Below are 24578 nucleotides of genomic sequence, written 5' to 3' on the forward strand. Positions count from 1 at the left end.
AACAAGAATTAAGGAACCTCTGTGGACGCATTTCTCTGGGTATTTGGTGTTTGTCTGGCGTTGGGAGCTTTTGTCGGCTTTATGGCCGGTTTGTTGGGGATAGGCGGCGGTCTTATCGTGGTGCCGGCGCTGCTGTATATTTTACCCAAGGTGGGGGTTCCTGCCGCGCAGTTGCCCCATGTCGCCATTGCTACTTCGTTGGCGGCCATTATTTTGACCTCTTTTTCATCCGCCCGCGCCCACCACAGCCGCGGCAATATTCCTTGGCCGCTGTTTAAATCCATGTTGCCGGGTCTGGCACTGGGGGCCTTGTGTTCGGGTTTTATTGCCGAGTTGATCCCGGCCGATGATCTGCGCCGTGCCTTTGCCGTGTTTGTTATTCTAATGGCCGCCCAGATGGCATTTCCTTTCCGTCCATCAGCGAAAGAGGGCTTGCCGCCATTTCCCGTGTTGCTTATCGTCTCGGCGATGATTGCCATTATTGCCGCCTTGATGGGGATAGGCGGTGGGGTGCTCTTGGTGCCTTTCCTCACTTGGTGTGGGTTGCAGATGCGTCAGGCGGTGGGTTTTTCATCGGCTACCGGCCTTATTATCGCCCTTTGGGGCAGTTTAGGGTATGTTATCGCAGGCTGGAATGCCCCTGATATGCCAAGTGGTACTTTGGGATATGTCTATCTGCCGGCTTTGCTGGGTATTATTGCTTCCTCAATGTTGGTTGCGCCTGTGGGGGTCAAAGCGGCCAGCACCTGGCCGACGCCTGTACTGAAGAAAATATTTGCACTTTTATTGGTTGTTGTGGGTCTTAAACTTATTCTGGCCTGATCTGCGCCTTGGTTAATTTAGGAATCGTCTTTCTGTTATGGCTTTAGAATTTCCCAATATTGATCCTGTGATCGTCTCTTTTGGCCCCTTTGAGCTGTTCGGCCAGACTTTTGAACCGGCTTTGCGTTGGTATGGTTTCATGTACCTGCTGGGCTTTTTGGCCGCTATGATACTGCTCAACCGTATGGCTGACAGATCCAAGGGGTTATGGAGCCGCGAGCAGGTCTCTGATCTGCTGTTCTATGCCTTTCTCGGGGTGATCCTGGGGGGCCGCATAGGTTATGTGCTCTTTTACCATCTGGATTACTTTATTGCCGACCCCTTGTACCTATTTAAGATCAGCGAAGGCGGCATGTCTTTCCATGGTGGTTTGATGGGGGTTATTCTGGCCATGCTCTACATCGCCTGGAAACAGAAGCGCAGCTTCTTTGCGGTGGCGGATATGGTGGCCCCTGTGGTACCTATCGGCTTGGGGGCCGGGCGTTTGGGTAACTTTATCAATGGTGAGCTTTGGGGCCGGGTGACAGATGTACCTTGGGCCATGGTGTTTCCTTCCGGTGGCCCTGAGCCTCGTCATCCTTCACAACTGTATCAATTTGCCCTCGAAGGCGTTGCGCTGTTTATTTTACTGCAATGGTTCAGCAAACGCAGTCCCAAGACCGGAGCCGTGTCCGGGATGTTTTTGCTCGGCTATGGTATCTTCCGCTGCATAGTGGAAACGGTCAGGCAGCCGGATGCTCAACTCGGGCTTTATTTGGGCTTTTTGACCATGGGGCAAATACTGTCAGTGCCCATGATCCTCTTTGGACTCTATCTGTTAATGCGTAATGCGCCGCAGGCCGGCGTGGTGAAGGACAAGCAGTAATGCAGCAATATCTAGATTTAATGCAACATATTTTAGATGCCGGTACCGAAAAAACTGACCGTACCGGCACGGGAACCCGCTCTGTATTTGGCTATCAGATGCGTTTTGACCTCAGTAAGGGGTTCCCCTTGGTGACCACCAAGAAGTGCCATTTGCGCTCCATTATTCATGAGTTGCTCTGGTTCCTGAAAGGGGACACCAATGTTGCTTACCTGCATGAAAATAAAGTGACGATTTGGGATGAGTGGGCCGATGAATCCGGTAATCTGGGACCGGTTTACGGCGCTCAGTGGCGTAGCTGGCCAACGCCCGATGGCGGTCATATCGATCAGATTACCCAGGTGATAGAACAGATCAAATCACAACCTGACTCCAGACGTTTGATTGTCTCCGCCTGGAATGTCTCCGAGCTCGACAAGATGGCGCTGGCGCCTTGCCATGCCTTCTTCCAGTTTTATGTGGCCGATGGCAAGTTGTCTTGTCAACTGTATCAGCGCAGCTGTGATGTGTTCCTGGGGCTGCCGTTCAATATTGCCAGTTATGCGCTGTTGACCATGATGGTAGCGCAGCAGTGCGATCTCGAATTGGGCGATTTCGTCTGGACCGGCGGTGATACCCATCTTTATTCCAATCATATGGAACAAACGGCGCTGCAACTCAGTCGTGAACCCAAGTCTTTGCCACAAATGAAAATTATTCGCAAGCCTGAGTCTATTTTTGACTACCGATTCGAAGATTTCGAGTTGTCAGGTTACGATCCTCACCCTCATATCAAAGCACCAGTTGCCATTTAAAAACAGTTTTTTAGCGAAATACCTCGTATATTTCGAGGTGTTTCGCAGAAACTTTCGATTATTCTTACCTAAATCCATCTACTACACTCAAATCAATTATGTTTTTGGGAGTTTAGTATGGAAAAGGCACTTCGGAATTTCCTGAGTCAGGAATCTGCCGGCGGCATCTTGTTATTGATTGCTGTAGCCTTGGCAATGGTCTTGGCTAATTCACCACTAGCCGGCGTTTATCAAGGTTTTTTGGATACCCCGATGCAGTTGCGTCTCGGGGCGCTGGATATCAACAAGCCCTTACTGTTGTGGATCAACGATGGTTTGATGGCGCTGTTCTTTCTGTTGATCGGTCTTGAAGTTAAGCGTGAATTACTTGAGGGAGCGCTGTCCAGCGTTTCCAAGGCATCTCTACCCACTTTTGCTGCTATAGGCGGCATGCTTGTTCCGGCCGCAGTCTATCTGCTGTTTAATGCCAATGACCCTGTGACCCAGGGGGGCTGGGCTATTCCGGCCGCGACCGATATCGCCTTTGCGCTGGGGATAATGGCACTTTTAGGCAACCGGGTTCCTGTTGCGCTCAAGGTGTTTTTATTGGCGCTGGCAATCATAGATGACCTGGGTGTAATCGTTATTATTGCGCTGTTCTATAGCAGTGATCTGTCGATGATAAGCCTGGTGATTGCTGCTGCTGCGGTTATAGGTTTGATTATTCTGAACCGCCGCGGTGTAACTGCGCTTGGCGCTTATGGCGTGCTTGGGGCCATTCTTTGGGTTGCCGTACTCAAGTCCGGGGTTCATGCCACTTTGGCCGGGGTGATCATCGCCTTCTGTATTCCGCTGCGCGACAAGCAAGGTGGTTCACCGTCCGAGCATTTGGAGCATACGCTGCACCCTTGGAGCACTTTCCTGATCCTGCCGGTATTTGCTTTTGCCAACGCCGGGGTAGCCTTGGGCGGTATGTCGCTGGAGAGCCTGCTATCGCCTGTACCTCTGGGGATCGCTTTGGGTCTGTTGCTCGGTAAGCCGATTGGTGTGGTGTTGTTCAGTTTTATTGCAGTTAAGTTGCGTCTGGCAGAGTTGCCTGAGGGCATTGCCTGGCGCCATATCATGCCTGTGGCTGTGATGTGCGGTATAGGATTTACCATGTCGATGTTTATTGCCTCGCTGGCATTTGAACATGGTGGCGTTGTCTATAGCGATTTGGCCAGGTTGGGGATCCTGATCGGATCTATGTTGGCGGCAGTCGTGGGCTATTTCTGGCTGTCAAAAGTGTTACCTGAAAAAGGAGAAAAGGAATGAAAACAAGCATAATGGCAGGACTCATTCTGGCGGGCTTAGCCCCTTTGGTTCAGGCGTCACAGATAGAAGCCTGTGTTGCAGACAAGGAAGCTGTCCTGTGTCAGAGTTACCTTGAGGGTGTTGTTGATGGTGCGCTTATGTATAAGCCTCAGGCGGTAGGTGCCCGCCTGGACAGCAACGGTTATGAAGCCCGCGCGCTTAAATATCGGGGTGGTAAGCGTTTTCAGGAAGCCAATCGCAAGTATTGCCTGGAGAGGATCCCGGATAGGGAGCAACTGGTACAGGGGATCAGCGAAGCTTTTGAAAGCGGCGAGGTCAAGGATATAGAGACACTGCAGCTTGCCGTGAATAATTTGCTGGACTGTCAGCGTTTGAAGTAAGGAGTCGGGGCAGCCTATGTCTCATTTGAACTATAACCACCTGTATTACTTTTGGATGGTGCATAAGCAAGGCTCAGTGACCAAGGCTGCCGAGACACTCTGTTTAACCCCACAAACCATTACCGGCCAGATACGCACTCTGGAAGAAAGGCTTAAGGGGAGTCTGTTCAAGCGGGTGGGGCGTAATCTGGCCCCCACTGAATTGGGCGAGTTGGTGTTTCGCTACGCTGATAAAATGTTCAGCCTCTCCTATGAGATGCTCGATGTGCTCAACTATCGCAAGGATGAGTCCATTCTGTTCGAGGTGGGCATTGCCGATGCTCTCTCCAAGGCGTTGGCTAGTCGAGTTTTGATGTCGGTTATCCCGGCCAATAGCTCCATGCATCTTGCCTGTTATGAATCGACTCACGAGAGTTTGATGGCCAGGCTCAGAGAACACAAGCTGGATATGATACTGTCGGACTGTGCCGGTGAGTCCCTCAAATATCCGGAAATTCTTTCCAAGAAACTGGGTGAGTGTGGTATTGCCTTCTTCTCGGCGCAGGAGTTCAAAAGTGGCTTTCCTGAATGTTTGGAAGAGGGGCCCCTGCTGATCCCGAGTCGGCGCACTTCCCTGGGCCAGCAGCTCTATCGCTGGTTTGATGAGAAACGCCTTAATGTCACGATTCTCGGCGAGTTTGATGATGCGGCTATGATGAAGGCCTTTGGCTACTTCCGTAAGGGGATATTTGTCGCCCCCTCCATCTATCAGCAGGATATTCTCGAGCACAACATACGTCTGCTCGGTGAAACCATGGAGATCAAAGAGGAATATCATGTGATGTTTGCCGAGCGAATGATCCAGCATCCGGCGGTGCAGCGTTTGCTGGAAACCGATTTTGGTGAGCTATTCGCCGGTCGTGATCTTCAGGTGCAGCAGTTCTGATACGAGTGGATGATTAAGGCGGATATTCGACAGCGCTGACGCCAGAATGTAAACTTGCGACAAAATTCTTGATTGGAGCATGATAGGTGTCTGACTTGATGAGTACCCCCAGGGTAAAGTGGGCATGTCGCCGTGGTATGCTGGAGCTTGATGTACTGTTTCAACCCTTTGTGGAACAGCATTACGAGACTCTGAGCCCTGAGGATAAGGCCTTGTTTGTTCGTCTGCTTGAGTGTGAAGACCCGGAACTGTTTGCCTGGTTTATGGGGCATGAGCAATGTCCGGATCCGCAACTGGCACAGATGGTAGTGCGCGTTCGTGGCCGGGCAGCGCCATAGATTTCAGCTCAGTTCTTCCTTCAGCCAGTATCTGAGTCTAACTGTGCTGGCTGCTGTTTGCCTGAGCAGCTTTTTTGCCTGGCCGGCGCTGGATTATCCTTTTTATTTATCGTTCAAATACCTATGTTTACTGCTAATGCTGGCAGGCTTTGGCCTTGCGCTGTTGCGTTTGCGCCGCTGGCAACTCTGTTTCTGGCTCAATGATTTGGGTGAAGGACAGTTCGTACCCGGTTCGAGTTTTAAGCTCAGTGGCAAACCTTGGGTCAGCCCCTTTGTGGTGACTTTTACTTATCAGGGGGAGGATAACTGCGGGCGTTGCTGGCTGTTTGCCGATATGTTTGACGACACAGACTATCGTCATCTGTGTCGTCTATTGTTGCAGCGCTCAAAGTCCGCTAACTAAACTGATTCCAGCCCAGTTACTCCGGCTGCAGAATGGTAGGCTGCGGATTATCCAGTTTCTGCGGATGATCGATATTACAGTGCAGGCCGCGGCTTTCCTTACGGGCCATGGCGCAGCGGATGATCAACTCGGCCACCTGCACTAGGTTGCGTAATTCCAGCAGGTTGTTTGTGACGTGGAAGTTGCTGTAATACTCCTGGATCTCCTGTTGTAGCATGGCGCAGCGGCGCAGGGCCCGCTCCAAACGCTTGTCTGAGCGCACAATGCCGACATAATCCCACATAAAGAGTCTCAGCTCGTGCCAGTTGTGAGCAATAACCACTTCCTCATCCGAGTTACACACCTGGCTTTCATCCCAGGCCGGGATATTACCGGGCATGGCTATTTTACCTAGTTGGCTTTGAATATCGGTCGAAGCGGCGCGAGCGAATACCAGACACTCCAGCAAGGAGTTACTCGCCAGGCGGTTTGCGCCGTGCAGTCCGGTATAAGCCACTTCACCTATGGCATAGAGACCATTGAGATCTGTCTGGCCATGAAAATCTGTCATTACCCCGCCGCAGGTATAGTGAGCGGCAGGCACCACAGGGATAGGTTCCTTGGTGATATTTATCCCTAAGTCCAGGCAGCGCTGGTAAATGGTGGGGAAATGCTTGATGACAAATTCCGGATCCTTGTGGCTGATGTCCAGATAGACGCAATCGGCGCCGAGGCGTTTCATTTCATAGTCTATGGCCCTGGCTACAATGTCTCTGGGCGCCAGTTCGGCGCGTTCATCGAAGTCAGGCATAAAGCGACTGCCATCGGGACGGCGCAGATAGGCGCCTTCACCGCGCAGGGCTTCGGTCAGCAGGAAATTACGGGCATCTGAATGGTATAGACAGGTCGGATGGAACTGATTGAATTCCATGTTGGCTACCCGGCAACCGGCACGCCAGGCCATGGCAATACCATCACCACTGGCGATATCCGGGTTAGAGGTGTACTGGTAAACCTTGGAACTGCCGCCGGTCGCCAGCGCGACAAACTTAGCCTTGATGGTTTCCACCTGCTCAAGGTTACGGTTCCAGACATAGGCGCCCAATACCCGGTTGCCCGGACGGCCCAGTTTACGGGTGGTGATCAAATCTATGGCGTTGTAACGCTCAAGCACCAGAATATTGGGGTGGGCCTGGGCCATCTCCTGCAGTGTGGTCTGTACCTCTTTGCCGGTGGCATCGGCGGCGTGCAGAATACGTCTGTGGCTGTGGCCGCCTTCACGGGTCAGATGGTAGGCGCTGTCATTGATGCTGCCATCGGGGTTTTCTTCCTTATCAAAGGCAACACCGCATTCAATCAGCCATTGCATGGCGGCGCGGGCATTCTCGGCCGTATAGGTTACCACGGCTTCATCACAGAGTCCGGCGCCGGCGACCAAGGTGTCGGCCACGTGGGATTCTATGGTATCCTCCTCGTCGAAAACCGAGGCTATGCCCCCTTGGGCATAATAGGTCGAGCCTTCGTTGAGAGGACCTTTGGAGAGTAAAATGACTTTGGTTTTTTCAGCCAGGTGAAGGGCGAGAGTCAAGCCCGCTGCACCACTGCCTATGACCAGGACGTCAGATTGGTGTTCAACTACTTGTTTCATCGGGTATCATGAGATGTGACTGGGGGTTCGGTTATGGTAAACCAACTCGCAAGGGATGGATACAACTCAGCTCAGGTTATTCGCAGTACATTTTTTGCAAAACATCAGAACTTTTTCGAAGCACGCTAGTCTACATAAGTGAATATGATTCGAGCGACTGAGAAATCAGCATTATAAGATTTGGGAGAAGTCGGCTCGGATGAGTGGACAAATAAGTGATCAACAACTGGTTGAGCGCGTACAACGTGGCGATAAAAACGCTTTTAACCTGCTGGTACAAAAGTACCAGAGTAAGGTCATCAATCTGATATCCCGTTATGTACGGAATCAGGCTGATGTAGCAGACGTGGCGCAAGAAGCTTTTATCAAGGCTTATCGGGCGTTACCTAATTTCCGCGGTGAGAGTGCCTTTTATACCTGGTTGTACCGAATAGCAGTAAATACGGCCAAGAATCATCTGGTGTCACAGGGGCGCAGAACACCTGCGAACGATGTTGATGCCGATGAAGCCGAATTTTACGATGGCAGTGATGCCCTGAAAGAATTCGCCTCTCCTGAGCGGTTGATGCTTTCAGACGAGATAAAGAAGACTGTTTTCGACACTCTCGAATCGCTGCCGGAAGAGTTAAAGATGGCTATCTCCTTGCGTGAGCTTGATGGTATGAGCTACGAGGATATTGCCAATGTGATGGATTGCCCTGTAGGTACTGTGAGATCCCGTATCTTTCGCGCCCGGGAAGCCATCGATAAGAAGCTCCAGCCTTTGCTGGAAAGATGACCCTTTAATAGAGACAGGTGAGTAATGGATAAATTAGGTCAGGAGTGGGTTTCTGCGGCAGTGGACGGCGAAACCGACGCTCAGACGCTGGCAGAACTGGCTGGTGACACTGCTTCTCACGACAAGTGGCGTAACTATCATCTTATCGGTGATGCCATGCGTGGCGAGTTGCCTTCTGCTATCCCCTTGGATCTGTCCGCCAGTATTGCGGCCGCTATCGACAAGGAGCCGGCGATTGTTGCGCCTGTCACCTCAACTCAGGTACCTGAGGACGTTGAGCCCCAACGTCAGCTTGCTTCCGGCGGTAGAGTGATTCCCATGTTCAAACAGTTTGGCCAGTATGCGATTGCGGCCACTGTTGCCATGGTTGCCATTGTTGGTGTTCAGAACTACAACCAGACACCTGAAAGCCAGGATCCTGCATCCCCAGTGCTTATTACCCGTCCATTGGTGGGCAGTGCTTCACCTGTTAGCCTGCAAACCGGACCGGTTCAGCAGCCACAGGGGTATACCAATGAGCAGTTGATTGAGCAACGTCGCAGGATTAACAGCTATATTCAGGATCATATGTTGCAACAGAGATTGAATGCCGGTGTGGTTATGGATAACAATAGTGAGGTCGTTCCTGTTCCTATGAATCGTTAAGGAAATCTCTTGCGCCTTTTCCTCTTGGCCCTTCTGGCCTTCGCAGTGCCTGCCTTCGCGCAGGATGATATGTCCGCCAAAGCCTGGCTTGAAAAAATGAGTCAGGCTTTGCGCGAAAAAGAATACAAGATTTCGCTCATCCAACTTCAGGCCGATAATATTCGGCCTTTGGTATACCTGCACGGTAAAGTCAACGGTGAGGAAGTGGCCTTTCTCGAACACCTCAATGGGCCGCCGAAAAATGCGGTTCGTGTCGGTAATATAGTGACCTTTATCGAACACGAACAGCCCGCCTATAGTATTAATGCCAAGCGTATTCAAGGAGTGATGCCAGCGGCCTTCTTCGGTGACAGCGGCAATATCGAGGCCGGATATCAATTGGTGTTGGGGGGGCGTAGCCGTATCGCCGGCCGTCCAGGACAGATGATCCGTATTTTGCCCAATGATGAATACCGCTATGGTTTTCAGGTGTGGATGGATATGGAAACCTTCCTGCCGCTGCGCTATGACATGCTGAATCAGGACAAGCAGTTGCTGGAGCAGTTGTTAGTCATCGAATTGATAGAACTGCAAGAGACCGCACCTCTGCTGGTGGAGGCCTACAAGCAGGAATGGCCGGCGGTGATGAACTCCTCAGAGCGTGCAGATGGCCAGAATTGGCAGTTCGATTGGCTGCCGCCCGGTTTTCAAGTTGTGGTTCGTGATCACCATCGCCTGATTGGCAGCCATGAGCCGGTGGAATACATAGCCCTGACCGATGGCTTCAGCAATATTTCTGTCTACGTCGCCCGCGCCGGTGACGCGCCTATGCCGGAAGAGCTGATGACCCGTAATGGCCTTTCCATGGCGGCCGACCGAGTCGGTAACCTGGAAGTGGTTGCTGTCGGTAAGGTGCCGACACAAACGCTTATCCGTATCGCTTCGGGTTTAAGACTGGAGTGAGGACAGGGTTATGATGGAGCAGGTGGCTAAGGTTATAGGCACAGACAGTGACGGTTGGGTCAAGGTGCAAGTGGAATTGAAGAGCGCCTGCAATCACTGCTCCAGTAGCGAATCCTGTGGTACTTCTGCGGTTGCCAAGGCGTTTGGCAGTCGGCTGCAGGAGTTTTCTCTGCCCAGTACTGAAACTTATCCAGAAGGCACTCTATTGCGCTTAGGCTTGCCGGAAAGCGTAGTGCTCAAGGCGGCAATGCTGGTTTACATGCTGCCTTTGGTCGGGCTGTTTTTAGGCGGCTTGCTTGGGCGCTTTATTGCCTCGCTTGCCGGGTTCAGTACAGATGGAGGGGCCATATTCATGGCGATCATCTTTGTTTTGCTGGCTTGGAAATTGGGCAAGTCTCAGGCGCGCAGGATTGAAAACCGGGCTCAACCCGTCATTCTCGCTAATCTTGGCCAAGCCATGGAGGCCGCTTCAGAAAGCAAGTGCCACTAATTCCGTCATTCCCACACAGGCTCAAAGTGTGAATCTAATTGGTATTGGCCCAGCAATCGGGTACAATTTCGCACCTTTGAGCACAGTCTCCCATTAGAATTTAGTCATTGCAGCATAATGAAACATATTAGAAACTTTTCGATTATTGCCCATATCGACCATGGCAAATCTACCCTCTCAGATCGCCTGATCCAGGTTTGTGGCGGCTTAACCGACCGTGAAATGGCTGCTCAGGTGCTGGATTCAATGGATCTGGAGCGCGAACGCGGTATCACCATCAAGGCCCAGAGCGTGACACTCGACTATAAGGCCAAAGACGGTGAAATCTATCAGCTGAACTTCATCGATACTCCAGGGCATGTTGACTTCTCCTATGAAGTTTCCCGCTCGCTGGCGGCTTGTGAAGGAGCTTTGCTGGTAGTTGATGCCGGTCAAGGGGTTGAGGCCCAGACACTGGCGAATTGTTATACCGCGCTGGAAATGGATCTGGACGTTGTTCCTGTACTCAACAAGATTGACCTGCCACAGGCTGAACCCGAGCGGGTGGCGGCCGAGATTGAAGATATAGTTGGCATTGAAGCCAAAGATGCAGTGCGCTGCTCTGCCAAGACAGGTATCGGCATAGACGAAGTGCTGGAAACCATAGTGGCACAAATCCCACCACCGGAAGGTGACCCGGAAGGGCCTCTGCAGGCACTGATTGTTGACTCTTGGTTCGACAGCTACCAAGGGGTTGTGTCCCTGGTGCGGATCAAGAATGGCGTGCTCAAGAAGGGCGATAAGTTCAAGGTTATGAGCACAGGCCAGACTTACAACGCCGACAAGGTGGGGATTTTCACTCCCAAGCAGAAAGAAAAAACTGAACTGAGAACCGGTGAAGTAGGCTTTGTTATTGCCGGTATCAAAGAGATCCACGGGGCCCCCGTGGGGGATACCCTGACCCATGCCAAACACGGCGCAGACAAGCCTCTGCCTGGCTTCAAGAAAGTGAAGCCTCAGGTATACGCTGGTGTGTTCCCCATCTCTACCGACGACTATGAAAACTTTCGTGATGCGTTGAATAAACTGAGCTTGAACGATGCTTCACTGCAGTTTGAGCCGGAAAACTCCACTGCTCTGGGATTTGGTTTCCGTATCGGCTATCTGGGACTTCTGCATATGGAGATCATCCAGGAGCGATTGGAGCGGGAATATAACCTGGATCTGATCACCACGGCACCCACTGTAGAGTATGAAGTTGAGCTGACCAATGGCGATGTTGTCTATGTGGATAACCCATCGGAGTTGCCGGCACTCAACTATATCGAAGAGATGCGTGAACCTATTGTCGAAGCCAATATTCTGGTGCCCAAGGATTACCTGGGCAATGTGATCACTCTCTGTGTTGAAAAACGCGGTGTACAGAAGAATATGGTTTACCACGGCAACCAGGTGGCACTGACCTATCATATTCCGGCGGCTGAAGTCGTGATGGACTTTTTCGACAGGCTTAAGTCCACCAGTCGTGGCTATGCTTCGCTCGAGTATAACTTTGTCTACTTCCAGGCAGCCGACATGGTGCGTTTGGATGTGTTGATCAACGGCGACAGAGTCGATGCTCTGGCGATGATCATCCACAGGGGCAACATACGCCACCGTGGTATCGCCCTGGTGGAGAAGATGAAAGAGCTTATCCCGCGGCAGATGTTTGATATTGCAATCCAAGCCGCAGTGGGCAGTCAGATTGTGGCCCGTTCGACCGTGAAAGCACTGCGTAAAGACGTAACCGCCAAATGTTACGGTGGTGACGTTTCCCGGAAGAAGAAACTGCTGCAGAAGCAGAAAGAAGGTAAGAAACGGATGAAGCAGCTCGGTAACGTGGAAGTTCCACAGGAAGCCTTCCTGGCGGTATTGAAACTGAACGAGTGATCCTGTGGCGCCGCGGCGCCCTGGATAGCAACATCTCATTTGCGCCGCATTTTGCGGCGCTTTAGTTAGTTTAAGGGGAGACCTGTCCCTGGAACGGCAAATATGGGTAAACTAACTAAAGCTGACAAGACTTATTCCAATTTAATACAAGGCAGGAGTTAAATAACCAATGGCAGCCTATTTTTCCATTATTCTGGTGCTGGTGACCTTGGTCAGCGGCCTTATCTGGGCGCTCGATGCCTTTGTGCTGGCCCCCAAGCGTCAGGCTAAACTGGCACTGGCCCAAGCGCAAAATGGCACCCTGACCGATGAAGTCACTGAAAAAATCATCCAGGAGCCAGGTTATGTGGAAACCTCCAAGTCCATTTTCCCTGTGATAGCCTTTGTGCTAATCCTGAGATCTTTTTTGTACGAGCCGTTTCAGATCCCTTCCGGCTCCATGATGCCAACTCTGCTGGTGGGTGACTTCATTCTGGTGGAAAAATTCAGCTATGGCCTGAAAGATCCTGTATGGCGCAGCAAGCTGGTGGAAACCGGCGAGCCGGAGCGCGGCGACATCATAGTATTTAAATACCCTAAAGATGAGCGGGTCGATTACATCAAGCGGGTTATCGGTTTACCAGGCGATAAGATCATCTATCGCAACAAGGAACTCTATATTCAGGAGGCCTGTAAAGAGCAACAACCTTGTCCAGGTCCTAAACTGGTATTGAGAGCACCGGTCAATAAAGGCGAGTTCCAGGATGATGGCGTGGATCTGCTGCGTTTTCGCGAGCAACTGGGTGAGGTGACTCACGATATTCTGATTAACCCGGCCCGCCCTGAGCCATCGGCCTTCTATTACCGTGAGCCAGGCTTTGGCCAAGGGGAGTTTGTCGTACCAGAAGGCCACTACTTCGCCATGGGCGATAACCGTGACAACAGTACCGATAGCCGTTTCTGGGGCTTTGTACCCGAAGCGAATCTGGTGGGTAAAGCCGTGGCAATTTGGATAAGTTTTGAGTTTGAGCGCCAGCCTCAGGATTGGTTACCTACCTGGGTGCCAAGCGGTGTGCGTTTTGAACGTGTAGGTGGTTTGAAGTGAGAGAACCTGTGAAGAATTTTGCCCGTCTGTGTCGTACTCTGGGGTATGAATTCAATAACATGGCACTGCTGGAGCAGGCCATGACTCACAGAAGTGCGGCTAATAAGCATAACGAGCGGTTGGAGTTTCTCGGAGACTCTATCCTGTCGATAGTGATTTCCGATGCCTTGTATCATCAGTTCCCCAGGGCGACCGAAGGCGATCTCAGCCGGATGCGTGCCACCTTGGTACGCGGTGATACCTTGGCGCAAATCGCCAAGGAGTTTAAGCTGGGTGACTATCTGACCCTGGGTCCGGGCGAACTCAAGAGCGGCGGTTTTCGCCGCGAATCCATTCTCGCCGATGCGGTGGAGGCCATCATAGGCGCCATCTACCTGGACTCAGATCTGGAAACCTGTCGACCACTGCTCTTGGGCTGGTACCAGCCGCGACTGAAGGCGATTCAACCCGGGGTCAGCCAGAAAGATGCCAAGACCCAGTTGCAGGAATACCTGCAGGGTTATAAGAAACCCCTGCCTGAGTATAAAGTGGTGGCGGTTTCCGGCGAGGCGCACGATCAGACCTTTACCGTAGAATGCCGTATCGAAGAGCTGGATCAAGCCGTATCCGGTACCGGCAGTTCACGCAGAAAAGCCGAGCAGCAAGCCGCTGCTGGGATATTGGAGTTACTGAAAAAATGAGTAAGACCCCAGAGGTACCGGCCCAGGAGCCGAGCCTGGATGAACTGCTGGCCAAGATGAACCAGCCGTCACCGACACCCGCCTATGATGTCACTTACTGCGGTATGGTGGCCATAGTCGGTCGCCCCAATGTCGGCAAGTCCACCTTGCTCAACCGTTTGCTCGGCCAAAAGGTGAGTATCACCTCCCGTAAGCCGCAAACCACCCGCCACAGGATCATGGGGATCCACACCGAAGGCCCATCGCAGATAGTCTTTATCGACACCCCTGGATTGCACATAGAGGAAAAGCGCGCCATCAACCGTTTGATGAACCGCGCCGCCGCCAGCTCGTTGGCCGATGTTTGCATGGTGATCTTTGTGGTCGATGGTCTCAACTGGACCGCCGATGACGAAATGGTGCTCAATAAGCTGCGTCATGGCGGCAATGAGCGCAAGACAGTGCTGGCGGTGAACAAGGTCGACTATATCAAGGATAAAGAGACACTGTTTCCGCACCTGGAAGCCCTGGGGCAGAAATATGCCTTCGATGAAATTGTGCCCATCTCTGCCAAGTCGGGTACCAACGTTGGTCGCTTGATGTCGCTGGCGAAAGAATCACTGCCCGAGAGCGTGCACTATTTCCCGGAAGACTATATTACCGACCGTTCACAACGCTTTATGGCTTCTGAAATCGTCCGTGAAAAACTGATGCGTTTTCTCGGTGATGAGCTGCCTTATGATGCCACGGTGGAAATCGAGCAGTTCAAGATGATGGAGAATGGCGTCTATCAGATCAATGCGCTTATCCTGGTTGAACGTGACGGTCAGAAACGCATGGTGATCGGCAAGAAGGGCGAGCGAATTCGTACTATCGCCACCGAGGCCCGCAAGGACATGGAGCAGTTATTTGATAACAAAGTGTTCCTGGAAGTCTGGGTCAAGGTGAAGTCGGGCTGGGCCGATGATGAACGCGCCCTTCGCAGTCTGGGTTACGGCGAAGACTGAGGCCGACTATGCTGCGAGGCTATGTGCTGCACGCCCGGCCCTATCGGGAATCCAGCATGTTGTTGAACCTGTTGGTGGATGGCTTTGGTCGGGTCGACGCCGTTGCCAGAGTCGGCAGTGGCAAGCGCTCGATAAAGAGCATAGTGCAGCCGTTTCAGCCGCTGCTGTTCCAACTGACTGGCCGCAGCGACCTCAGAACCCTGACTCAAATTGAAAGTGCGTCCCCGGCAGTGCCCCTGTCCGGGGACGCTTTATATGCGGCCATGTACCTCAATGAACTCTTGGTGCGGGTACTGGGTAACCACCAGAGTGGCGAAGCGCTGTTTTTCAGTTATCATCAGAGCCTGCTGGCGCTGGCCAAGGGCTTTGAGCAGACAACACTGCGCTATTTCGAGCTCAGACTCTTATCCGAGCTTGGCTGCATGCCCTCGCTACTGAAGGATGCCGATGGCGCCGAGATCCAAGCTGATGGCTGCTACAGATTCATTCCCGAACAGGGATTTATTCCCTTTGTTGGTGATGCTAAGCGGCAAGAGGCATTCCCGGGAAGCACTCTGTTGGCATTGGCAGAAAATCGCCTTCAGCAAGAGGATTGGCAAGCCGCCAAAGCCTTGACCCGGCAATTGCTCCGGCCACTGCTCGGCGATAAGCCACTGCTCAGCAGGCAGTTGTTTGCCCGCCGGGGGGGAAATTTGCCAAGGGAGCCACAGCCGCAAAACCGAGGGGATAAATGAGCTCTTCAGCCCGCTTTTTTCAAATGCTGCCGTTACAATGGGCAGAGAATAGAAACTGCTTTTATACCGCCGAACAGGCCGGTGCATTCCAGGAATTATCAAGGAGTTACAGATGAATCGAATCTTGTTAGGGGTGAACATAGATCATATCGCCACTTTGCGGCAGGTGCGTGGCACCCATTACCCGGATCCTGTGCATGCAGCGGCCGTGGCCGAGCACGCCGGCGCCGAAGGGATCACTATCCATCTGCGTGAAGACAGACGCCACATAGTGGATCGCGATGTCTATCTGCTGGCCAAGACGCTCAAGACCCGGATGAATCTCGAAATGGCGGTCACCGAAGAGATGCTGGATATCGCCTGTGAAGTTAAGCCTGCCTATGTTTGTCTGGTGCCGGAAAAACGTGAGGAGCTTACTACAGAGGGCGGTTTGGACGTTGCCGGTCAGCAGCCTAAAATCGCCGCTGCGGTTAAACGTTTGGCCGAGCAGGGCATTAAAGTATCTCTCTTTATCGATGCCAACCGTGAGCAGATAGATGCTGCCGTTGCCGTGGGTGCGCCCGTGATAGAAATTCACACCGGCCGCTACGCCGACGCCCACAGCGCTGAAGAGGAGAGCGAGGAGTTGGCCCGTATCACGGAAATGGCGGCCTATGCTCACGGCAAGGGCCTGGTGGTCAACGCAGGGCACGGGCTGCACTATCATAATGTGAAGCCGATAGCGGCCATTCCCGAGCTGCATGAGCTGAATATCGGCCACGCCATCATAGCCAGGGCGGCGATAGACGGCCTGGACAAGGCGGTCAGAGATATGAAGCAACTCATGTTGGAAGGTCGCAGAGGCGAGTAATGGCTGTGCTGGGACTGGGTACCGACATAGTGGAAATCGCCCGCATTGAGGCTCAGTTGGAGCGGGGCGGAGATAGGCTGGCCAAACGGGTGCTGACCGAGGCCGAATATGCCCGCTTTCAGACGTTGAGCGACCCGGCGCGATTTCTTGCCAAGCGCTTTGCGGCCAAGGAAGCGGCTGCCAAGGCGCTGGGAACCGGAATCGGCCGCGGAGTCTCGTTTCAGCATATTCATATCAGTAATAATGCCGATGGTGCGCCCCAGCTTGAATTCAGTGATGGGGCGTGCCAACGCCTGGAAACACTGGGCGCCAAGCGGGCGCTATTATCCATTGCCGATGAACGTCACTATGCGGTGGCGACTGTTGTTCTGAGCGACTGAGCTTCAGTCGGAACAGTAAGCTCAGTTTGACAAGTCGCTCAATCCATTCATTCTAACGGCATACTCGCTCGATTGATGGTGACTGAGGCCAGAGGTAGGTTATTAACTTGCCTCTGGTCTTTTTGCATCAAGATTCGCTTCTTATCAGTCCAGCGATTTCAGCGGCCGATAATGGCCCAGGCTGGATGGCAGGGCTATGCCCTGGCTTCGCAGCTGGTTGACCCGGTTTTGATAGGCGGCGCCTTCGAGCAGTTGCAGTGCCAAGTCCACGGCGCGGCGCTGACGGTAATCATCCAGGTAGCTATCCTTGGCCCAGGCGTTGAAGGCGCCCAGTGCCGGCCCGGCCCAGATCTGGTAATCCATCTCCCGACCACTTTCCCCTGTGTTGGACCAGCGGCTCGATAGCCCCAGATACCAGCGAAAAATAAGCGCCATCTTGCGCTTTGGATTGCCCTCGGCGCGGCGAATTTGTTCGGGGTCCCGCGCCATAAAGTGGGCAACCGTACCTTGCCAGATTTCATCCAGATTGGCGCGAAACACCTGAGTTTCCAGCTTTTGGCGCTCATCGGCCGGAATAGCCTCTATCGAGTCGTAGCGGCTGTAGATTTCGTAAAGCTTATTGGCCCGCATGGGGAAGAGGGTGCCGCGTTTTACCACTTGCAGCTTGACGCCCATCTCAAACATATCTGCGGCCGGCGCCATGGTGACATCGGCCATTTCCACTGTCGCCAATAGCTTACGGCTGTGCTCGCTGGCACCGGCTTCGATACAGGCCTGATTGATAGAGCCGGTAACAATAAAGGCGGCGCCCATATTGAAGGCCGCCAAAGCGGCATCCGGCGTGCCTATGCCGCCACCCGCTCCAACCCGGATAGGTTCTTGGTAGGCGTATTTCTCCTGCATTTTATCCCGCAAGGCGATAATGGTGGGCAGCAGGGTAACCAGAGGACGATTGTCGGTATGACCGCCGGAGTCTGCCTCGGCGGTAATGTCGTCGGCCATGGGCACCTGCCTGGCAAGTTCGGCCTGCAGTTCGGTGATCCATCCCTGGCTCAGCAGCTGCTGGAGGATTTTCTCCGGCGGCGGCGCCATAAAGTGGGCGGCGACTTCGGTGCGGCTCACCTTGGCTATCACCTTGTTGGCGATTAGGGTGTTGCCGTCACTGTCCCGGCTCAGTCCGGCCACCCGATATCTCACTATGTGAGGGGTCAGCGCCAGAAAGGCCGAGGCTTCGACCGTACGCACCCGGTGTTTGAGGTAGAGCTCGACCGCGCCTTGTTCGAGTGCCGGTTCGCTGGGGCTGTGGATCAGGTTAAAGGCGTAGGGGCCGCTTGGCAGCGCCGCCTGAATTCGGCCGATGGCGGCTTCCACTCGGGCGGGCACCAGACCGGCGGCGCCGAATGAGCAGAGAATGCCGGCCTTGCCGAGGGCAATCACCAGATCTTCGGAGGCGATACCGTTGGCCATGGCGCCGGCATAATAGGCGTACTTGACTTTGTGGCAGGCGGCAAAGGCCGGATCGCCGAGCGCTGCTGCGCTGAGTGGCGGCACCATGGCACAAATCGGCAGTGTATTGCCGCTAGCACTCGCCTCGGCAAGCTGCGCCTGATTGGCAAACAGGATTTCCCCTTTGGTTTGTCTGGCGACAAACAGCGGCTTATCCAGCGCCTTGATTACGTTGTTGGCACAGTTATCCGTGGCCGCAAAGACATCATCACTATTTGGGTTCAGGGCCCAGGGCCAATTGAAGCTTGTCATCTTGTTGCTCTCATTATCTGTTCGGTTGTTTTTGCCTGGGGGCTCAGGCTTCTTCAATGGCCAGAGCCAGATCTTTTATTTCATAAATTCGCAGGCCATCTTTGGCGAGCCATGCATCGGCTGTCAGTGTGACTCTGTCCGGCGTACCTTCTATGGCTGTGATATGCAGCTCCAGCGACATCTGCCGGTTCAGGGGATTGATCTGACCGCGGTATTTCCACTGTACCTGACTCAGGCAATGGGCGAATCTTGGGTTACTGAATTGGCTCCCAAGCCCGGCGTCCAGAGCAAAGGCACTCAGGAGTTCCAGCATGGCTTCCACTCCGAGCGAGCCCGGCATCACAGGGTCCTGATGGAAATGGAAGCGGAAGAACCAGTCAGCGGCATCGATTTTGCGCTCGCCATAGATGTAGCCCAAGTTGGAATGGCCGCCTTGGCGGCAGATGCGGATAGAATCGACAAAGTTGAGTCGACCGCCCGGCAGGCGCAGGTGTTTTTGCTTCCAAGAGCCATGATAGAGAGCGCAATCGGCAGCGCGAAGATCATAGCTCACATCGGCCACAAGCCCCTGCTGTTTATCCCAGGGCTCGGTCACCTTGCCGTTATCCAGCCCCAACTGGTTTTTCAGCGCCTCGGCCTTGAAGTAACCAAATACTGCCTCGCCTTCATAGAAGGGTTCACCATCGGCGCTGAGCACAAAGCTGAAGCTCTGGATGATGTTGGTGCCCGCCTTGACAGTGCTCAGCAAACGCGAGTCGTTGCTGATGGTCTTGCCACGCAGGTCAAGCCGGCGCAGCAGTGTGCCTTTACCGTCGAGGTTACGGAAGAAAAGCTCTGTGTCGCCATAGCCCAAGGTGGTGCCCATATAGCCGGAAATAAAACCGTTGGGCTGCAGCGCTATCTCCATCAAAATCGAGTAGGGCATATGCGCCGGGTGACTGTTTTCACTGAAGTACCAGGCCTTGGGCGGCACTTCATATTCGCCGATGCAGGAGGCCGGAGACTTGAAGTCGCCGCGCTTGCCAATCACCTGTGTCACCCTGGTGGTGAGCTGCAGATCGCCGCAGGGGGTGCGCGGTGGGATAAGTCCGCGGTAGGCGGCAAAGTCGGGGCCGAAGCAGTTCTCAATATCGCCGGTGGCGAACTCGAACATGTGCCAGGGGGTAAAGGGCGCAGTATCTGGCCTGCGATTCGGGTAGTCCGGTGTTACTGGCGCCGGAACATGCCTGACCGGGAGCACGCCGTGAATGGGCTGAGAGTCCGGGCAGCTTTCCTGGCTCATCAAGGGAGCATTGATGGACGCCTGGCGTCCGGCGTTCAGCGCCTCGTTAGCATCACTTGCCGAGGCGGCAGGGGGTTGCAGCTTTCTGCTGTGCTCCTGGTTGCTGTCATCGGCATACCTGTGGCAGTCTTCATCTTCTTTGAGCATGACGCCCAGATTCTGGAAGTCCACCACCACCTTGCCGTCGAGCAAGATCTCAATATTGGCCTTGGCCCAGGGGCTGGGGGTCAGCCCTATTTCGGTGACTTCCATCCGATAGGTGAGACGATTGGATTGCGGCTGTACCTGTCCGCGACAACGCACCTTCTGCGGCGCACTTTCCAGTGGTTGGAAGCGGCCATTGCGGGTGTGTTTGTGCAGGCCAAGATAGAGCATATAGAACTGCAGCAACTGACCGCAGCCCTCGGCCATCAAGGAGCCGGCCATCACCTGATCGTCCTTGAAATGACAGGGGAAATACCAGTGATCCGGCTCCAGTTGCTTGTGTCCTTCAACCAGGCCCAGGCCCCAGGCGCCGCCACTTGACTCGACTCTGCTGACCTCTTCGATCATCAGGAACTTTTCCGAGGCAAAACACAGCGAGGCTTGGCGGTAACCCAAGTCATGAGATGGGCCAAAGCAGGCGCCGATATCACCGTTCAGCAGTTGCCTCATTCGCTGATAATCAAATATCTGTTGTTTACAGTGGATCAAGGGCTGGAATTGGCGCTTGTTCGCCATCGCCAGGTTGCGGGCCTTGATCTCCTCTTCGGTGCGGATGACTCCCTTGCCATCGGCCAGCTCGGCATCGGTGAAGAAACCGGCGCAACCGTTGTCCATCTTGAGGATCAGACGTTCGCCGACAAAACACTCGTAGGAGAAGAAAAACAGCAGGGTATCGCCGTTGCGGGCGAAGTGATTGATGGAGATGTCATATCTCAGGGTATCACCGCCACGGGGCAGATCGCCGAGGAAGGTGAGGGTACAGTCGAGCAAACGGTAGACCCGCTCGCCCTTGTTCTCCAGATCTATGCCGAGATAGCTTATCAACATCAAGTCACACTGGCCCGATTCCACAGCTACCGCCCAGGGGATCTGGCCATCGACCAGATAGGGGGCGTCCACGGGAATATCATACTCCGTGGTCATGGTGCTCGGCTTGTATTCGCCAAGACGGGCATTGAGTTTAGTCACCCTGGAGACCAGCAGATAATCTGTGGTGGGCAGTCGCACCCGGCGGCGGTAGCTGTCAATCACGGCATACTCGGGGCCGAATACCGGCGCTATGTCGCCCTCGGCGTATTGCACCAGATCCTGATAATTCCAGATACAGGGTTTGTCCTTGAGCGCTTGGGATGTCGCTTTTGGGGGAATGGTTTTGGCAATAGCTTTAGCAGCCGTTTGGACCGAGTCATTGGGCGTGCGCGCTGGCAAAGGCGCTACTGAGGCGGAGTTTTGGGCTGTCGAGCGCTCGTCTTCTGAGCCGATAGTTTCAGCGCTTAAGCGGTTTTCGGCCGCAGCTCCGGCGCCCAAGAGGGCGCTGGCCAGTGCCAGTCCGGTTTCACGGCTCTTGAGAAAGGCCTGGTGCGCTTCACGTGCCAGCCGTTGATTATCTGCCAGCGCCTGCAGGTGCGCTTCGGTAGCGGCTCTATGGGGTGCGGCCGCAATTTTATCGCCGGGCACGGATTGTCTGAGAGCTGATGGGGCGTGCTGATTGTTCACCGGGCTGAGCTCCTGAGTGAGTTCACTGTTAACTTGTTGGCTGCTGGTGTGTATTACCGGCGCTGCCTGGGCTTGAGTGTTCTTTGCCTGGGCAAGCTTTTGGCGAATGCCGGTCTCGTGTTTAAGCTCGGCGGTGGCGATATGCTGCTCTATGGCGTCACCGCCAAGGGTGATGGTTTGCCACAGCTGGCGGACATTTGCATCGGCTATCTTTGGACTGGGCTTTTCACTGGCCCCTTGACAGTTCTTTTTATTCTGCGTGCGGAGCGCCTGTTGCAGGCGCGCCTTTTGCTCCGCCGACTGGTGCAAATTAACCGCGGCGCAGCGGCGCTCGCCATCTATCAGCAGGGTGTGGGAATCTTTATCTCTATCCTGGGTCAGGCGCAGCAGCGAGTGCAGCAAACTGGCCATCCCGGCGGCGGCAAAGCTGTGCCCCATACGCGAGACGGCGCTGTGGCTGGTGGCCGCGAGACGACGAAAAACCTTGATGCTGGGGCTGTGTTCATCTATCTCGGGCTGTGCGTTCCGGCAAAATGCTTGCTCTCTTGAGTCTGCCGTAGAGAGAGGCTCTGTAGCTGCTAATTCCTCTGATGAAAACGGCTTGAAGCTCAGCTCTGTCAGGGCGCCGTAGCGGCCGCTTTGATGCGCCACTGACGGCTTCAGCACCAAGGCGCCGGCGCCTTCACCCGGTAACAGTCCAAGCTGCTGCAGACGCTTGCCCGAGTGCAATACCCGCTCGGCGCTGCCGGCGAGATCCACCGCTGCCACTACTACGGCGTCCAACGCCTCGGTGCGGCAGAGATTGGCGGCCACTTCCAACGCCCGGGGAACCGACAGCTCGGCGGCCGAAATACTGAAAGCCGGGCCGTTGAAATCCCATTGGGAGGCGACCCGGGAGGCCATGATGTTGCCTATGTAGCTGGTGTATTGATTGAGGCTGGCGCTGGGCAAAACGCTGTCCATCGCCAAACGCTCGAGTTCGAGATACTCATCTTGGCTTAGGTTGATGCCGGCATCGTTAAGGCTCTGGCTAATCTGGCTATGCAGATTAACCCGGCCGCGGAACTGATGCAGCTCAAGCTCGGTTTCCATGGCGACCAACACAGCCACCCGGCCACCCATGGGCAGATTGGCATCGCGAATCGCATCATCGGCCACCTTGAGCAGCAGTAATTGCTGCGCCACCAGTCTATCTCCCGGATGGGGCGGCAGACGGAATTTGAGGAAATCCAGTTCAAACTTGTCTATGTAGCCGCCATTGGGAGCCTGTTCAAGCCCCATGCTGGAGAGCAAAGAGCGGTTGCGCTCCAGGCCTTTCCAGCGTTTGGGGGGCAGGGCTCTGGTGGCCGTTTGCCCTTTGGTTATCAGCTTGGCGAGCGTCTCGAGCGAGTCGGCGGCGCCGAAATGCGCGGCGGCGCCCTCAATCGCCAGGCCCTCAGTGCCTTGGTGTTCAGCCGCTTCCGGCGAAGGTTTGGCCGGAATAAGCTCTTTGGCAGTATCTGGCCCTGTGAGCAGCAAGTGGGCGTTGCAGCCGCCGAATCCGAATACTGATACCCCGGCAACCGAGCCGGGATTGCCCGCTTTGGTCGGCCAGGGTATGGCGCTGCGAACTATATTGTGCTCGCCAAACACGCCGTTGGGCGAACTCAGCGGCGCCGATATTCTCACCGAGGCAGGTAACAGCTTGTGTTTCATCGACAGCAGTAACTTGATGATGCCTGCCATGCCGGCAGCGGTCAGCAAGTGGCTGAGGTTGGACTTGACCGAGCCGATTTTAGGCGCGGCGCTGCCTTCCAGACGAGGGCCGAAAAACTGCTCCATGGAGCTGAGTTCCACCTTGTCACCCAGAGGTGTACCCGTGGCGTGGCACTCAATCACCTCCACCTGGGATGGCGCGATATTTGCCGCCTCGGATGCCCGTTCAAACGCCAGTACCTGGCCCTTGTTGGCGGGGCTTAAGACAAACTGGCCGCGACCATCGTTGGAAAGCCCTGTGCCTCTGATTATGCCGTGAATGGTATCGCCATCCCTTTGGGCATCGCTCAGGCGCTTGAGCACCAATACGCCGCAGCCTTCACCGGCAAACAGGCCGCCGGAATGGTTATCCAGCGGGGCGCTTTGGCCCGACTCGGGGAAGGCCTGGAAAATGGAAAAGCCCATATGGATAAAGAAGGGATCGGCACCGCTGACGGCACCGGCCAACATCACATCGGCGCTGTGGTTACTGAGATAGTCGCAGGCCAGGCGCAATGCATAGACTGAGCTGGCGCAGGCGGCATCCAGGCTCAGGCTGGGGCCGCCAAGGCCCAGGCAATCGCACAGCAGTTCAGAGCCCTGGGCGGCGATATCCGTATCCCAATGGCGAATGCTTGCATCTGCTGTCGTTTTTGCATCTATGGCTGACGCCAATGGCGGCATGCCGGGGAAACGGCGCCGCAGCGCAGTATCGACACTGTGATGATACAGCGGCAAAAAGGCCTTGTTGGAAGCTCGGGTCGGGAACGAAAGCGTGCCCATCACGGCGCCGCAGCGCGCCAAGTCGGAAGCGTTTTGTGCAGGGGTTAGCCCGGCGCTTTGCAGGGCCTTGCGGGCGCAATCGAGTGCCCACAACAGGTGCTGATCCCAGGTTTGGGCACCCGTTGCCATTTCATCCGCTGATCTGGCATAGCCCTCGGGCGAGAAGTTTAGCTGGCGAATATAACCGCCCTGATCACAATAGAAACGGTCGCTCTGGCCTTTTGCGCCTTGATAATCGTTGACACTGGCGCCCAATTGGCTGTCATTCAGGGAGCTGATGGCATCCCGGCCTTCGCTGAGCAGTTGCCAGAAGGCGTCCAGATCCTCACAGCCCGGGAAGCGGGCGGCCATGCCAACTATGGCGATGGGCTCGGCTTGTTTACTTGTCACTCTGTT

Annotated in this window: 21 protein-coding genes and 1 pseudogene; 19 read left to right on the forward strand and 3 right to left on the reverse strand. The window is 54.4% G+C overall.

The features are described from left to right. The first annotated feature begins 21 nt into the window (after positions 1–21). The 8 genes from SIL79_RS11970 to SIL79_RS12005 all read left to right on the forward strand — a co-directional run bounded on the left by SIL79_RS11970 (position 22) and on the right by SIL79_RS12005 (position 5820). Positions 22–822: a sulfite exporter TauE/SafE family protein gene (locus SIL79_RS11970; protein WP_039034195.1), complete on the forward strand. Its 801-nt coding sequence runs from the start codon at positions 22–24 to the stop codon at positions 820–822. A gap of 37 nt (positions 823–859) precedes the next feature. Continuing rightward, positions 860–1687, forward strand: a complete 828-nt coding sequence (gene lgt, locus SIL79_RS11975; RefSeq protein ID WP_039034196.1) for a prolipoprotein diacylglyceryl transferase — start codon at positions 860–862, stop codon at positions 1685–1687. Then, the gene (gene thyA / locus SIL79_RS11980) at positions 1687–2481 is read left to right on the forward strand and encodes a thymidylate synthase (protein WP_039034197.1); all 795 of its coding nucleotides are present in this window, start codon (positions 1687–1689) and stop codon (positions 2479–2481) included. The genes lgt and thyA overlap by 1 nt, the downstream gene beginning before the upstream one ends. Before the next feature lie 117 nt (positions 2482–2598). Beyond that, a complete protein-coding gene (nhaA, locus tag SIL79_RS11985; protein ID WP_226685026.1) occupies positions 2599–3774 on the forward strand; it encodes a Na+/H+ antiporter NhaA in 1176 nt (391 codons plus the stop codon). Continuing rightward, positions 3771–4154 (forward strand): hypothetical protein, encoded by a 384-nt coding sequence (locus tag SIL79_RS11990; RefSeq protein WP_039034199.1) that lies wholly within the window; start codon positions 3771–3773, stop codon positions 4152–4154. Before nhaA ends, SIL79_RS11990 begins: the two co-directional genes overlap by 4 nt. A 16-nt stretch (positions 4155–4170) precedes the next feature. Further along, on the forward strand, positions 4171–5079 hold the full coding sequence (nhaR, locus tag SIL79_RS11995) for a transcriptional activator NhaR (protein ID WP_039034200.1): 909 nt from the start codon (positions 4171–4173) through the stop codon (positions 5077–5079). Between the two features lie 98 nt (positions 5080–5177). Then, on the forward strand, positions 5178–5417 hold the full coding sequence (locus SIL79_RS12000) for an FAD assembly factor SdhE (protein ID WP_028779782.1): 240 nt from the start codon (positions 5178–5180) through the stop codon (positions 5415–5417). Beyond that, positions 5398–5820, forward strand: a complete 423-nt coding sequence (locus tag SIL79_RS12005; RefSeq protein WP_071477134.1) for a protein YgfX — start codon at positions 5398–5400, stop codon at positions 5818–5820. Before SIL79_RS12000 ends, SIL79_RS12005 begins: the two co-directional genes overlap by 20 nt. Positions 5821–5836: 16 nt before the next feature. Here SIL79_RS12005 and nadB read toward each other — a convergent pair whose 3' ends face one another. Further along, on the reverse strand, positions 5837–7447 hold the full coding sequence (gene nadB, locus SIL79_RS12010) for an L-aspartate oxidase (RefSeq protein ID WP_101095221.1): 1611 nt from the start codon (positions 7445–7447) through the stop codon (positions 5837–5839). A 199-nt stretch (positions 7448–7646) separates the two neighbouring features. Between nadB and rpoE the strand changes: the two genes are divergently transcribed. The 11 genes from rpoE to acpS all read left to right on the forward strand — a co-directional run bounded on the left by rpoE (position 7647) and on the right by acpS (position 16924). After that, on the forward strand, positions 7647–8225 hold the full coding sequence (gene rpoE / locus SIL79_RS12015; protein WP_144362024.1) for an RNA polymerase sigma factor RpoE: 579 nt from the start codon (positions 7647–7649) through the stop codon (positions 8223–8225). Between the two features lie 24 nt (positions 8226–8249). Then, positions 8250–8870 carry a sigma-E factor negative regulatory protein gene (locus SIL79_RS12020; protein ID WP_039034203.1) on the forward strand — a complete coding sequence of 207 codons (621 nt, stop codon included), beginning with the start codon at positions 8250–8252 and terminating at the stop codon, positions 8868–8870. 9 nt (positions 8871–8879) lie between these two features. Further along, entirely contained in the window at positions 8880–9812 is a 933-nt protein-coding gene (locus SIL79_RS12025) for a MucB/RseB C-terminal domain-containing protein (protein WP_039034204.1), read from the forward strand. 10 nt (positions 9813–9822) lie between these two features. Further along, the gene (locus SIL79_RS12030; RefSeq protein WP_319619303.1) at positions 9823–10302 is read left to right on the forward strand and encodes a SoxR reducing system RseC family protein; all 480 of its coding nucleotides are present in this window, start codon (positions 9823–9825) and stop codon (positions 10300–10302) included. A gap of 117 nt (positions 10303–10419) precedes the next feature. Next, positions 10420–12210: a translation elongation factor 4 gene (gene lepA, locus SIL79_RS12035; protein ID WP_071477135.1), complete on the forward strand. Its 1791-nt coding sequence runs from the start codon at positions 10420–10422 to the stop codon at positions 12208–12210. Between the two features lie 169 nt (positions 12211–12379). After that, on the forward strand, positions 12380–13294 hold the full coding sequence (gene lepB / locus SIL79_RS12040; protein WP_039034207.1) for a signal peptidase I: 915 nt from the start codon (positions 12380–12382) through the stop codon (positions 13292–13294). Continuing rightward, on the forward strand, positions 13291–13974 hold the full coding sequence (rnc, locus tag SIL79_RS12045; protein ID WP_083399877.1) for a ribonuclease III: 684 nt from the start codon (positions 13291–13293) through the stop codon (positions 13972–13974). Before lepB ends, rnc begins: the two co-directional genes overlap by 4 nt. Next, positions 13971–14960: a GTPase Era gene (gene era, locus SIL79_RS12050; protein WP_039034209.1), complete on the forward strand. Its 990-nt coding sequence runs from the start codon at positions 13971–13973 to the stop codon at positions 14958–14960. Before rnc ends, era begins: the two co-directional genes overlap by 4 nt. An 8-nt stretch (positions 14961–14968) precedes the next feature. Continuing rightward, on the forward strand, positions 14969–15694 hold the full coding sequence (recO, locus tag SIL79_RS12055; RefSeq protein ID WP_071477136.1) for a DNA repair protein RecO: 726 nt from the start codon (positions 14969–14971) through the stop codon (positions 15692–15694). Positions 15695–15806: 112 nt separating this feature from the next. Continuing rightward, the gene (pdxJ, locus tag SIL79_RS12060; protein ID WP_071477137.1) at positions 15807–16544 is read left to right on the forward strand and encodes a pyridoxine 5'-phosphate synthase; all 738 of its coding nucleotides are present in this window, start codon (positions 15807–15809) and stop codon (positions 16542–16544) included. After that, a complete protein-coding gene (gene acpS / locus SIL79_RS12065) occupies positions 16544–16924 on the forward strand; it encodes a holo-ACP synthase (RefSeq protein ID WP_039034211.1) in 381 nt (126 codons plus the stop codon). Before pdxJ ends, acpS begins: the two co-directional genes overlap by 1 nt. A gap of 144 nt (positions 16925–17068) precedes the next feature. Here the strand turns inward: acpS and SIL79_RS12070 are convergent. Then, positions 17069–18457 (reverse strand): annotated as a pseudogene (locus SIL79_RS12070) (PfaD family polyunsaturated fatty acid/polyketide biosynthesis protein); the annotation flags it as partial. A gap of 268 nt (positions 18458–18725) precedes the next feature. Next, positions 18726–24572 carry a hotdog fold thioesterase gene (locus SIL79_RS12075; RefSeq protein ID WP_226685021.1) on the reverse strand — a complete coding sequence of 1949 codons (5847 nt, stop codon included), beginning with the start codon at positions 24570–24572 and terminating at the stop codon, positions 18726–18728. Positions 24573–24578: the final 6 nt, after the last annotated feature.

This window comes from Shewanella indica (genome assembly GCF_033842865.1).
Classification (GTDB): Bacteria; Pseudomonadota; Gammaproteobacteria; order Enterobacterales; family Shewanellaceae; genus Shewanella; species Shewanella indica.